This is a genomic window from Pseudomonas gessardii (assembly GCF_001983165.1).
Classification (GTDB): domain Bacteria; phylum Pseudomonadota; class Gammaproteobacteria; order Pseudomonadales; family Pseudomonadaceae; genus Aquipseudomonas; species Aquipseudomonas gessardii.
This window is the reverse complement of sequence record NZ_MNPU01000004.1, coordinates 135,225-147,779: the sequence shown is the minus strand read 5'-3', so window position 1 is coordinate 147,779 and position 12,555 is coordinate 135,225. Positions and strand designations below refer to the sequence as shown.

Sequence of the window (12,555 nt, the reverse complement as noted above, 5' to 3'; positions counted from 1 at the left end):
TTCCACAGAGGATTTGCAGTGTTTGTTAGGTTAATCTGACTTCCCTTGCCCCTGCCGAGCGTTCCATGTCCGACTTGCTCGACCGTTACCCGCTGACTGCGGGCACTTATCACGAACTGCTGGATGACAGCGGTGCAGTGCGCGCCCATTGGCGGCGTTTGCTCGACCATCTGCAACGCAGCACCCCGGCGCAACTGGCCCAGCGCCAGGCCCTGCTGACCCGGCAGATCCAGGAAAACGGCGTGACCTACAACGTCTACGCCGACCCCAAGGGCGCCGACCGCCCCTGGGAGCTGGACTTGCTGCCCCATGTGCTGGCGGCGGATGAGTGGGCGCAGTTGTCGGCGGGCATTGCCCAGCGCGCACGGTTGCTCAATGCGGTGCTGGCCGACCTGTATGGCCCGCAACGCCTGATTGCCGAAGGCTTGCTGCCGGCAGAGCTGGTGTTTGGGCATAACAACTTCCTGTGGCCTTGCCAGGGTATCCAGCCGCCCGATGGGGTGTTCCTGCACCTATACGCGGTGGACCTGGCGCGCACCCCGGATGGCCGCTGGTGGGTCACGGCGGACCGTACCCAGGCCCCGTCCGGCGCCGGGTATGCCCTGGAAAACCGCACCATTGTTTCCCGTGCCTTCCCGGATTTGTATCGCGACTTGCAGGTGCAGCACCTCACCGGGTTCTTCCGCACCCTGCAGGAAACCCTGGCCCGCCAGGCCCCCGGCGATGACCAGCCGCCGCTGATCGTGCTGCTGACTCCGGGGCGCTTCAATGAAAGCTATTTCGAGCACCTGTACCTGGCCCGCCAGCTTGGCTACCCCCTGGTAGAGGGCGGTGACCTGACCGTGCGCGACAGCACTGTGTACCTGAAAACCCTCAGCGGCCTGCGCCGCGTGCACGCGATCATGCGCCGGCTGGACGATGACTTCTGCGACCCCCTGGAACTGCGCACCGACTCGGCCCTGGGCGTGCCCGGCCTGCTGGGCGCGGTGCGCCAGGGCAATGTGCTGGTGGCCAATGCCCTGGGCGCCGGTGTGCTGGAGTCCCCTGGGCTGTTGGGTTTCCTGCCGAAGATCAATCAATTTTTGTTTGGCGAAGCACTGATCCTGCCGTCCATCGCTACATGGTGGTGCGGCGAGGCCCCAGTACTGGCCGAAGCCCTGGAAAAACTACCGGAGCTGCTGATCAAGCCGGCGTTCCCCTCGCAAAGTTTTGCCCCGGTGTTTGGCCGCGACCTGAACGACGAACAGCGCCAGGCCCTGGCCGTACGCATGCAGGCGCGTCCATACGCCTACGTGGCCCAGGAGCTGGCGCAACTGTCCCAGGCGCCGGTCTGGCACACCGTGGATGATCATCTGCAACATCGCGCCATCGGCATGCGCATGTATGCGGTAGCCAGTGAAGACGGCTACCGGGTGTTGCCGGGCGGCCTGACCCGCGTGGCGGCGCAGGCGGATGCCGAAGTGGTGTCGATGCAGCGGGGTGGGGCGAGCAAGGACACCTGGGTGCTGGGTGAGCGTGCCCCCGGTGGCGAGCAATGGCGCGCGCAACGGGTGATCGGCACCCATGACCTGGTGCGCCGCGATCCGTACCTGCCTTCGCGGGTGGTGGAGAACCTGTTCTGGTTCGGCCGTTACTGCGAGCGCTGCGATAACAGTGCGCGCTGGCTGCGCATCGTGCTCGCCCGCTATGTCGATGGTGACGACCCGCTGGCCCTGCAGGCAGCCGTAGAACTCGGTGAGAGCCTGCGCCTGCTGCCGGAGGAGGGCGAGTTGCCTGAACGGCTGCTGGAGGCCCTGCTCGGTGATGACTGGCCGTCAAGCCTGCGCGCCAACCTGCAGCGTTTGCAGTGGGCGGCGTCCCAGGTGCGCGGCAAGCTGTCCCGGGAGAACTGGCAGGCCCTGGTGGAGTTGCAGCGCGAAGCCCTGGAGCTGGAAAGCGAGGCCCCGGACTTCGGCCAATTGCTGGACTTCCTCAACCGCCTGGTGATGTCCCTGGCGGCCTTGTCCGGCTTTGCCCTCGACGACATGACCCGCGACGAAGGCTGGCGCTTTTTGATGATGGGCCGGCGCATCGAGCGCCTGCAGTTTCTCAGCAGCAGCCTCGCGGCCTTCCTGCGCGGCGTGGCGGTGTTCGACCAGGCGGGGCTGGAGTGGTTGCTGGAGCTGGGCAACAGCAGTATCACCTACCGTTCGCGCTACCTGGCGGTGCCGCAATTGATTCCGGTGCTGGACCTGTTGCTGCTGGATGAACAGAACCCCCATGCGGTGCTGTTCCAGCTCAAGCTGGTGAGCCGCACCCTGCGCCGCCTCAACGATGACTTCGGCGTGCCCCGCGAGACCGGGCTGGCGCCGCTGGTGGAGCGCCTGTCGCGCTTTGACCTGGGCTGCCTGGAAAACCCGTTGTTTGGCGATGCCAGCGTGCGCGCGGCCCTCGATGGCCTGGCGGACCTGTTGCAGGCGGTCGCCGATGAGAGCGGGCAGGTCTCCGATCGCCTGGCCCTGCGCCATTTTGCCCATGTGGATGATGTCAGCCAGCAAACGGTGTCTGTGTGATGAGCGCGCGCTACCAGATTTTCCACGATACCCATTACCACTACGACAGCCCGGTGTCCCTGGCCCAGCAACTGGCGCACTTGTGGCCGCGCCCGTGTGCCTGGCAGCACTGCACCTCGCGGCAACTGGAGATCAGCCCCGAGCCGACGGCGCGCCGCGATGAGCTGGACGTGTTTGGCAACCCGATCACCCGGCTGGCATTCGAGCGGCCCCATGACGAACTGCTGGTCAACGCCGGGTTGACCGTGGAAGTGCTGGCCCGGCCCGTGCTGGACTTCAGCCAGTCACCGCCCTGGGACCAGACCCGCAACAGCCTGAGCTACAGTGGCCAGCCGTTGCCGGCGCAGGCGATCGAGGCGTGCCGCTATCGTTTCGAGTCGCCCTACGTGCATTTGAAGAAAAACTTCGTCGCGTTCTCCGAGAGCTGCTTTCCCGCTGGCCGCCCGCTGTTGCTGGGGGTGCAGGCGTTGATGGAGAAGATTTTCAGCGAGTTCACCTTCGATGCCGAAGCCACCCAGGTCGCCACGCCGCTGGTGGAGGTGCTGGAGCGCCGAAGGGGTGTGTGCCAGGACTTTGCCCACCTGATGCTCGCCTGCCTGCGCTCACGGGGCCTGGCGGCGCGCTATATCAGTGGTTACCTGCTGACCCAGCCGCCACCCGGCCAGCCACGGCTGATCGGCGCCGATGCGTCGCACGCATGGGTCTCGGTGTTTTGCCCGCTGTCGGGCTGGGTGGATTTTGATCCGACCAACAATGTGCAGCCGGCGCTGGAGCACATCACCCTGGCCTGGGGCCGGGATTTTTCCGATGTCTCGCCGTTGCGCGGGGTGATCCTGGGAGGGGGCAGCCATGACCCGGAAGTGCGGGTGACGGTGATGCCGCTGGAATAACCGATGCGGTAGGGCCAATGCACCCGTGGCGAACGCGCTGTATGTGGCGCGCGTTTGCCACAGGTCAGGTATTCATTGGGCTTGTTGCTCAGGCCTCGGGTGCCTGGTCTTTCGGTGTTTGGGTATCGTCAGCCACCACTGCACCTTCGGCATCCGGGTTCAGTGCGCCTGCTTCTTCGTCGGCCGCAGCTTTCTTGCGTTGCAGCTTTTCCTCTTTCTTCTGTTCCTTGGCCAAGTCTCTTTGACGTTTGGCGAAGGAGTAATTAGGTTTTGCCATGGGCGATCCTCTGGGGTCGAAGGTGAGGTTGAGCGGCGGGTATTCTGCCTTTAAACGTGCCCCAAGGGTTAATCGGGTTTCAGAATCGCCTCTGCTGCTTAAACGTTAGTCCAGATTAACCGTTTCGTAAGTACCACTGGCGCCACAGGCGTAAGCGGCAAGCAGGCTGCATAACAGGCTATTGAGGTGCATGGCTCGGACTCCAGAAGGGGGGTGATGGGCCGATCATAAGCAGCGTGCGGCACTTTGGCCGGTTGATTCTGTCGATCAGTCTGATAGCCTAAAGTTGTATACAATTTGTTGATTCAGATCATTGGAACATCTGCCTGCCTCAGGCACCCTTGTCGCCTATGCGTTTTCTAAACCCTGCCTTGGAGATTCACATGTTTGCCAAAATCGTTGCTGTTTCCCTGCTGACTCTGGCTAGCGGCCAGTTGCTTGCTGCAGAGTGCAAGGTCACTGTCGACTCCACCGACCAAATGTCCTTCGACACCAAGGCCATTGAAATCGATAAGAGCTGCAAGACGTTCACCGTTGAGCTGAAGCACTCCGGCAAGCTGCCAAAGAACGTCATGGGCCATAACTGGGTACTGACCACCGAAGCCGATATGCAGCCGGTTGCAACCGAGGGCATGGCCGCCGGTATCGACAACGATTATCTGAAAAAAGACGACGCCCGCATCATCGCCCATACCAAGATTATCGGCGCCGGCGAGACCGACTCGGTGACTTTCGACGTGTCCAAGCTCAAGGCTGACGGCAAGTACATGTTCTTCTGTTCGTTCCCAGGCCACATCTCGATGATGAAAGGCACTGTGACCCTGAAGTAAGGCCACAGACCGCGTTATCGTGCATCGCGGGCTTGCCCTAATGCCGTTCAGTTAAGTGAACGCAATGCTCAAAGCAACGAAGATCAAATGTGGGAGCGGGCTTGCTCGCGATGACGGTGTGTCAGTCAGAGTTGCATTAACTGACCCGCCGCTATCGCGAGCAAGCCCGCTCCCACAGGGGATCTGCGCTTAACTGATCGGCATTAGGGCTTGCCTGCGATAGCGGCCTGACAATCAATACACAACCACCAGGCCCACCTCAAGGCGCAAACGGCATCACCCGCTTGTGCCCAGTCTTGCGATAGGTCTCGCAGATAATCCTGAACGCTTCCTCGCGCACCGCTTCGCCGTGCAGGAACGCATCGATCTCGGTATAGGTCACGCCATGGGACGCTTCATCCGGCTTGCCCGGTGACAGGTCTTCCAGGTCGGCCGTCGGGATCTTCTCCACCAGCGACTCCGGCGCACCAAAGTACCGCGCAATCGCGCGTACCTGGTTTTTCACCAGCCCGCTCAGCGGTGCCAGGTCGCAGGCGCCATCCCCAAACTTGGTGAAAAAGCCCATCACCGCTTCCGCCGCATGGTCGGTGCCGATCACCAGGCCGCTCGCCGCGCCGGCGATGGTGTATTGCGCGACCATGCGCATCCGCGCCTTGGTATTGCCCAGCACAAAATCGCGGGACATCGCCGCCTTGCCTTCAAAGGCCGCCACTTCATTGGCCAGGGCCTTGACCGCCGGGCCGATATTGACCGTGTGGCGCTCGTCGGGGTTGATAAAGTCGACGCTGGCCTGGGCATCGTGTTCGTCGAACTGGGTCTCGTAAGGCAGGCGCACCGCAATAAAACGGTAGGCCTCATCGCCTTTGAGGGCACGCAGCTCTTTCATTGCCCGTTGGGCCAAGAGGCCGGCGGTCAGGGAGTCGACGCCGCCGCTGATGCCCAGCACCAGGCTCTTGAGCCCCGAGTTGAGCAGGCAGTCCTGGATAAAGGTAATCCGCCTGGCCACTTCGGCTTCAAGGGCGGCGTGGTCCTGGAACGGTGGTTGGACCTTGAGCTGTTGGGCAATCTCACGCTGTACGGCTTGCATGATTCACTCCTCGCTAGAGATGGCAGGTACTTTGAAAACGTGGCGCAGATAGGCGACGAAGTTCGGATCTGTGCAGTGGGTCTTGCCCGCTTCATCAGAGATCTTCGCCACGGGCTGGCCATTGCAGGCAGTCATTTTAAGCACGATGCTCATCGGTTCCACACCTGGAATGTCACAGGTCAGGTTGGTGCCGATGCCAAAGCTGACATTGATCCGCCCCCGCAGCGCGCGGAAAATCTCCAGGGCCTTGGGCAGCGTCAGGCTGTCGGAGAACACCAGGGTCTTGCTCATCGGCTCGATGCCCAGCTTGTGGTAATGGGCGATGGCTTTTTCGGCCCACTGCACCGGGTCGCCGGAGTCATGGCGCAGGCCATCGAACAGCTTGGCGAAGTACAGATCGAAATCGCTGAGGAAGGCATCGGTGGTGATGCAGTCGGTCAGGGCGATCCCCAAGAGGCCCCGGTACTCGCGGACCCAGCAGTCGAGGGCGGCAATCTGGCTGTCGATCAGCCGCGGGCCCAGTTGCTGGTGGGCCATGATCCATTCGTGGGCCATGGTGCCCAAAGGCTTCATGTCCAGCTCGCGGGCCAGGTGCACGTTGCTGGTGCCGACGAAACGCCCGGGGAAGTCATGCTTGAGCACATTCACCACTTCCTCTTGCACGCGGTAGGAGAAACGCCGGCGGGTGCCGAAGTCCGCGACCTGCAACTCGGCCAGCTCGTCGCTGCTGGCGTTGGCGGTCAGCCAGTCGAACTTGCGATACAGCTGCTCGCGGGCCTGCTCCAGGATGATGCTCTGGTAGCGATAGCGGTTGCGCACTTCGCTGACGATGGCCAGCAGCGGCACTTCAAACAGGATCACATGCAGCCACGGGCCACGCAGGCGGATAAACAACTCGCCGTTCTCGATGCCGGTCTGCACATAGCGCAGGTTGAAGCGGAACAGGCCGAGGAAGCGCAGGAAGTCCGGCTTCATAAAGCTGATGCGTTCCAGGAAGCCCAACTGGTCGGGGCTCAGGCTCAACTCGGCCAGGCGCTCGATCTGGTAGCGGATTTCTGCCAGATAGGGGCGCAGGTCTTCGCTGTTACGGCAACGGAATTCCCATTCAACTTCCACGTTGGGGTAGTTGTGCAGCACCGCCTGCATCATGGTCAGCTTGTAGAAGTCGGTGTCGAGCAGGTTCTGCACGATGCGATCGGCAAACACACTCTCGCTCATAACGGGAATCTCCAAACAAGAATGGCGCTAGTGGCGCATAGACCTGTGTTGTTTTGCCAGAGGTTTTTTTGTCGTGGCCTCTGGCGTCATCCCAGGCAAGCCAGCTCCCACAGGAGAATGCATGCCAAATGTGGGAGCTGGCTTGCCAGCGATGGCGGTATTCCCGGCGCTAAACAGCCTGCTCCATCATCCACTTCACAAAGTCCCGCACCTTGGGCACCTCGGCCGAATGCTCCGGGTACGCCAGGTAGTACGCATCCTGGCTGGGCATTGCATGCTGCCAGGGGATCACCAGCTTGCCGTCGGCCAGCTCTTCCTCCACCAGGAAACGCGGCAACAGCGCCACGCCACAGCCCACCTGGGCGGCGCGGATGCACATATAGAAGGTGTCAAAGCGCGGCCCATGGTAGCTGTGCTCGGTCTGGTAGCCGAGGCTGGCGAACCAGTCGTGCCAGCCCTGGGGGCGCGAGGCATTTTGCAGCAGCACCAACTCGCTCAGTTGCGTGGGGTCGCTAAAGGGCTGGGCCGGCAGGCTGTCGGGCGCGCACACCGGCACCAGTTCCTCGCTGAACAGCTTCAGGCTCTCGGTGCCTGGCCTTGCGCCTGTGCCGAAGTAGAAGGCCAGGTCGGCCTTGCCTTGCAGCAACTCGTCCGGCGTCTGCTCGTTGCACAGGTCCAGGTGGATCTGCGGGTGGCGCAGGCGCCAGCCCTTGAGCCGTGGCACCAGCCAGCGCGCGCCAAAGGTGTAGGGCGTCGATACGCGCAGCACTTCGGTTTCGCCGCCGTAGGAGCGCAGGTAGTGGGTCGACATCTCCACCTGGCTCAGGATCTTGCGCACTTCCACCAGGTACAGGTCGCCCGCCGGGGTCATCTGCAAGCGCCGACGCACCCGGCGAAACAGCAGGTGCTGCAGCAACTCTTCCAATTGCGCGACCTGCTTGCTGACGGCGCTCTGGGTGAGGTTCAACTCCTCGGCGGCGCGGGTGAAGCTCAGGTGGCGGGTCACGGCCTCGAAGCATTGCAGGGCGGTGATCGAGGGCAAATGTCTTTTATTGAGCACGGCACGCCTCTTTGGGTTTTGCATGAGTAAACGGAATGATATCTCGCCTAATCGTCGTTTGTTGGCAAGCCTGGGGCCAGCTACAAATAAGGCCTGGATCGTCGTGCGGGGCGCGGCGCATTTTTTTGTTGATGGATTGAAGGAGTGACCCATGGTTGCCGCATTGCTTGATCGTCTGGGGGTAGACCCGGCGTTGTACCAGGCGGGGAAACAGCCCGTGCATTCCCCTATCGATGGCAGCCGCATTGCCAGTGTGCACTGGGAGGGCGCGGCCGAGGTCGAACAGCAGGTCAGTCGCGCCGAGCATGCATTCGATACCTGGCGCAAAGTGCCGGCACCCCGTCGCGGTGAGCTGGTGCGCCAGTTCGGCGACCTGCTGCGCAAGTACAAGGCCGATCTGGGTGAGCTGGTGTCCTGGGAAGCCGGCAAGATCACCCAGGAAGGCCTGGGTGAAGTGCAGGAAATGATCGATATCTGCGATTTCGCCGTGGGCCTGTCGCGCCAACTGTACGGCTTGACCATCGCCTCCGAGCGCCCTGGCCACCATATGCGTGAAACCTGGCACCCGCTGGGCGTGGTGGGCGTGATCAGTGCCTTCAACTTCCCCGTGGCGGTGTGGGCGTGGAACACCGCGCTGGCCCTGGTGTGCGGCAATGCGGTGATCTGGAAACCCTCGGAAAAGACCCCGCTCACCGCCCTGGCCTGCCAGGCCTTGTTCGAGCGGGTAGCGAAGAACTTCAGCGACGCGCCGCCCTATCTCAGCCAGGTGGTCATCGGCGGGCGCGATGCCGGCGCGGCCCTGGTGGACGACCCACGTGTGGCGCTGATCAGCGCCACTGGCAGCACGCGCATGGGCCGCGAAGTGGCGCCCAAGGTCGCCGCACGGTTTGCCCGCAGCATTCTGGAGTTGGGCGGCAATAACGCGATGATCCTCGGCCCCAGCGCCGACCTGGACATGGCTGTGCGCGCCATCCTGTTCAGCGCGGTCGGCACGGCTGGCCAGCGCTGCACCACCTTGCGCCGGCTGATCGCCCACGAGTCGGTCAAGGAAGACCTCGTCACGCGCCTCAAGGCTGCCTATGCCAAGGTGCGCATCGGTCACCCACTGCAAGGCAACCTGGTCGGCCCGCTGATCGACAAACACAGCTTTGAAAACATGCAAGACGCCCTGGAGCAGGCCTTGAGCGAAGGCGGCAAGGTGTTTGGCGGCAAGCGCCAGTTGCAGGAGCAGTTCCCCAATGCTTACTACGTGTCGCCGGCCATTGTGGAAATGCCCGAGCAGAGCGATGTGGTGTGCAGCGAGACGTTTGCGCCGATTCTGTATGTGGTGGGTTACAAGGACTTCACCGAGGCGCTGCGTTTGAACAACGCCGTGCCGCAAGGCCTGTCGTCGTGCATCTTTACTACCGATGTGCGCGAGGCCGAGCAGTTCATGTCGGCGGTGGGCAGTGATTGCGGGATTGCCAACGTCAATATCGGGCCGAGTGGCGCGGAGATTGGCGGCGCGTTTGGCGGCGAGAAAGAAACCGGTGGCGGGCGTGAATCGGGTTCGGATGCGTGGCGTGGGTATATGCGTCGGCAGACCAATACCGTGAACTATTCGCTGGAGCTGCCGTTGGCCCAGGGCATTACCTTCGACTGATCCTCCAGCCGAAATGCGGTCAATGTGGGAGCTGGCTTGCCTGCGATGGCGATGGCGAATCCAATACCGCTATCGCAGGCAAGCCAGCTCCCACAGTTGATCAATTGTTTGTTAGGTCTCATCCCGGAGTCTGGCAATGCCATTACGCGAAGCGTGTTTGTGGGAACACCTGACCCCTGGCCGGCCGGATCGCGCCGCGCTCACGGGCGAAGTAAAAGCCGATGTGTGCGTGATCGGCGCCGGTATCACCGGTTTGTCAGCGGCCATCCATCTGCTGGAGCAAGGTAAAAGCGTGTGCGTGCTGGAGGCCCATCGCACCGGCCATGGTGGCTCGGGGCGTAACGTTGGCCTGGTCAACGCCGGGATGTGGATCCCCCCGGACGAGATCGAAGCGGGTTTCGGCACGGCGGTGGGCAGCCAGCTCAACCGCATGCTTGGCGCAGCGCCGTCCCTGGTGTTTAGCCTGATCGACCAGTACCAGATTGATTGCCAGCTGCGTCGCGAGGGCACGTTGCACATGGCGCACAACGCCCGTGGCGAAGCCGACCTGCGCAGCCGCGAGGAACAATGGAAGCGCCGTGGCGCGCCCGTGGAACTGCTGACCGGTGCCGCGTGCGCGCAGGCCACCGGCACCCAAAAGATTGCCGCCGCCTTGCTCGACCGGCGTGCCGGCACCTTGAACCCGATGGCCTACACCAGTGGCCTGGCCAATGCCGCGGTGGGCCTGGGCGGGCAGTTGTTCGATCATTCGCCGGTGACCCAACTGGAGCGCCAGGGCCAGTACTGGTCTGTGCAAACGGCCCAGGGCGCGGTGCAGGCGGCCCAAGTGGTGATTGCTTCCAACGCCTACACCGAAGGTGAGTGGACCGAGCTGCGGCGCAATTTTTTCCCCGGTTATTACTATCAGGTGGCCTCCGCGCCCTTGAGCGATGCTGCCGCGCAACAGATCCTGCCGGGCGGCCAGGGCTCCTGGGATACCCGCCAGGTGCTGAGCAGCATCCGCCGCGATGCCGAGGGGCGGTTATTGCTGGGCAGCCTGGGCAACGGCAGCCAGAAACCCACCTGGTTCCTCAAGGCCTGGGCCGATCGCGTACAGCAACACTATTTCCCGTTCCTCAAGGCGGTGGACTGGGAATACACCTGGACCGGCTGCATCGCCTTCACCCCGGACCACCTGATGCGCCTGTTCGAGCCGGCGCCCGGTTTGGTGGCCGTCACCGGCTACAACGGGCGCGGCGTGACCACCGGGACGGTGGTGGGCAAGGCGTTTGCCGACTACCTGTGTCACCACAATCCCCAGGCCCTGCCGATTCCATTCGCCCCCATGCAGCCGCTGGCCGGAGCGGGCCTGCGCAGTTGCCTGTATGAAGCCGGGTTTTCCCTGTATCACGCCGGCCAATGCCTGCGAATTGTCATCTGATCAGCGAAATACCCCTCAAAAGCCGGCATTTTCTTAGCCGGCTACTAATCTGTATTGGTGCGAGTCGTAGCAGTGACGCACTGTAAATGTGCACTTCCGTTACGCCCGTGGTTACAGATGCCTGAAGGGGCGCTTGATGGCTGGCTGACATCAGTCCAATGGGCGGGTTTCACTCTTTCGGGTCTCAGGTTGCACCTCTGCGTTGCAGAGGGTTGCACGTCCCGGCAAAAAGGCCCCGAAACACCTGTAATAACAATGACACCGTGTCTTTTTGAAATATAAAAACGCAATGGCACGCCGCTTGCTCTCAGCTTTCCAGTAAAGGTTTCAAGTGAAAGTTTGCAGTGAAATTGCAGTGCCCATTCAATAAAAAACTCGGAGCACCACTCATGTCCCAGACGTTTTACAAGAAAGGTTTCCTGGCCCTCGCGGTAGCTGCCGCGCTGGGTGTTTCTACGTTTGTTCAGGCTGATGTGAAGATTGGCGTGGCAGGTCCCATGACCGGTGCCAACGCGGCCTTCGGTGAGCAGTACATGAAGGGTGCCCAGGCGGCAGCCGATGTGATCAACAAGGCCGGTGGGATCAACGGCGAGAAAATCGTCCTGGTAGCCGGTGACGATGCGTGCGAACCCAAGCAGGCCGTGGCCGTGGCCAACCGCCTGGCTGACCAGGACAAAGTGATCGGCGTGGTCGGGCACTTCTGCTCATCGAACACCATTCCAGCCTCCGAGGTGTACGACGAAGCGGGCATCATCGCCATCACTCCAGGCTCTACCAACCCACAAGTGACCGAGCGTGGCCTGGGCGCCATGTTCCGCATGTGCGGGCGTGACGACCAGCAGGGCATCGTGGCCGGCGACTATATCGTCGATGTGCTCAAGGGCAAGAAAGTCGCGGTCATCAACGACAAGGACACCTACGGCAAAGGCCTGGCCGATGCCACCGCAACCCAGTTGACCAAGCGCGGCGTCAAGCCGGTGCTGGAAGAAGGCCTGACCCGTGGCGAGAAAGACTTCAGCGCCCTGGTCACCAAGATCCGTTCGCTGGGGGCCGACGTTGTGTACTTCGGCGGCCTGCACCCGGAAGCCGGTCCACTGGTACGCCAGATCCGTGAAGCCGGCCTCAACGACGTCAAGTTCATGTCCGACGATGGTGTGGTGACCGACGAACTGGTGGCGACCGCCGGCGGTGCGCAGTATGTCGATGGCGTCTACATGACCTTCGGCGCCGACCCGCGCCTGCTGCCAGACAGCAAGGCCGTGGTGGAAGAGTTCCGCAAGAACGGCACCGAGCCTGAAGGCTACACCCTGTACGCCTACGCCTCGATCCAGGCCCTGGCGGCCGGCTTCAACGGCGCCAAGTCCAACAAGGGCGAAGACGCGGCCAAGTGGCTCAAGGCCAACCCGGTGCAAACCGTGATGGGCAAGAAGGAATGGGATGCCAAGGGTGACCTGAAAGTCTCCGACTACGTGGTTTACCAGTGGGACAAGAACGGCAAATACCACCAGTTGGAAAAGCAGAAGTAATCAACCAGCCACCACCGACCCCTTGTGGGAGCCGGGCTTGCCCGCGATGACGG

The 12,555-nt window shown here is 62.3% G+C and carries 10 protein-coding genes; 6 read left to right on the top strand and 4 right to left on the bottom strand.

Annotated features, from left to right (window positions below; genetic code table 11):
• Window positions 1–65 precede the first annotated feature (65 nt).
• Together BLL38_RS05080 and BLL38_RS05075 are read left to right on the top strand one after the other, a co-directional pair.
• Complete coding sequence (locus BLL38_RS05080) at window positions 66–2,552, top strand: circularly permuted type 2 ATP-grasp protein (protein WP_076961560.1); 2,487 nt, start codon at window positions 66–68, stop codon at window positions 2,550–2,552.
• On the top strand, window positions 2,552–3,442 hold the full coding sequence (locus BLL38_RS05075; RefSeq protein ID WP_076961559.1) for a transglutaminase family protein: 891 nt from the start codon (window positions 2,552–2,554) through the stop codon (window positions 3,440–3,442). The genes BLL38_RS05080 and BLL38_RS05075 overlap by 1 nt, the downstream gene beginning before the upstream one ends.
• Before the next feature lie 88 nt (window positions 3,443–3,530).
• Here the strand turns inward: BLL38_RS05075 and BLL38_RS05070 are convergent, their stop codons facing one another.
• Complete coding sequence (locus BLL38_RS05070) at window positions 3,531–3,719, bottom strand: hypothetical protein (protein WP_076961558.1); 189 nt, start codon at window positions 3,717–3,719, stop codon at window positions 3,531–3,533.
• A gap of 383 nt (window positions 3,720–4,102) precedes the next feature.
• On the opposite strand from BLL38_RS05070, the gene azu reads away from it, so the two are divergent.
• A complete protein-coding gene (gene azu, locus BLL38_RS05065) occupies window positions 4,103–4,549 on the top strand; it encodes an azurin (protein ID WP_076961557.1) in 447 nt (148 codons plus the stop codon).
• A 259-nt stretch (window positions 4,550–4,808) separates the two neighbouring features.
• Here azu and nadE read toward each other — a convergent pair whose 3' ends face one another.
• The 3 genes from nadE to BLL38_RS05050 all read right to left on the bottom strand — a co-directional run bounded on the left by nadE (window position 4,809) and on the right by BLL38_RS05050 (window position 7,914).
• Window positions 4,809–5,636 carry an NAD(+) synthase gene (gene nadE / locus BLL38_RS05060; RefSeq protein WP_076961556.1) on the bottom strand — a complete coding sequence of 276 codons (828 nt, stop codon included), beginning with the start codon at window positions 5,634–5,636 and terminating at the stop codon, window positions 4,809–4,811.
• 3 nt (window positions 5,637–5,639) lie between these two features.
• On the bottom strand, window positions 5,640–6,854 hold the full coding sequence (pncB, locus tag BLL38_RS05055) for a nicotinate phosphoribosyltransferase (RefSeq protein WP_076961555.1): 1,215 nt from the start codon (window positions 6,852–6,854) through the stop codon (window positions 5,640–5,642).
• A gap of 169 nt (window positions 6,855–7,023) precedes the next feature.
• On the bottom strand, window positions 7,024–7,914 hold the full coding sequence (locus BLL38_RS05050; RefSeq protein WP_076961554.1) for a LysR family transcriptional regulator: 891 nt from the start codon (window positions 7,912–7,914) through the stop codon (window positions 7,024–7,026).
• Between the two features lie 151 nt (window positions 7,915–8,065).
• On the opposite strand from BLL38_RS05050, the gene amaB reads away from it, so the two are divergent.
• The 3 genes from amaB (at window position 8,066) to BLL38_RS05035 (ending at window position 12,502) form a co-directional block, all read left to right on the top strand.
• Entirely contained in the window at window positions 8,066–9,556 is a 1,491-nt protein-coding gene (gene amaB / locus BLL38_RS05045; protein ID WP_076961553.1) for an L-piperidine-6-carboxylate dehydrogenase, read from the top strand.
• 136 nt (window positions 9,557–9,692) lie between these two features.
• Window positions 9,693–10,976 (top strand): L-pipecolate oxidase, encoded by a 1,284-nt coding sequence (gene amaA / locus BLL38_RS05040; RefSeq protein WP_076961552.1) that lies wholly within the window; start codon window positions 9,693–9,695, stop codon window positions 10,974–10,976.
• A 389-nt stretch (window positions 10,977–11,365) separates the two neighbouring features.
• Window positions 11,366–12,502 (top strand): branched-chain amino acid ABC transporter substrate-binding protein, encoded by a 1,137-nt coding sequence (locus BLL38_RS05035; RefSeq protein WP_076961551.1) that lies wholly within the window; start codon window positions 11,366–11,368, stop codon window positions 12,500–12,502.
• Window positions 12,503–12,555: the final 53 nt, after the last annotated feature.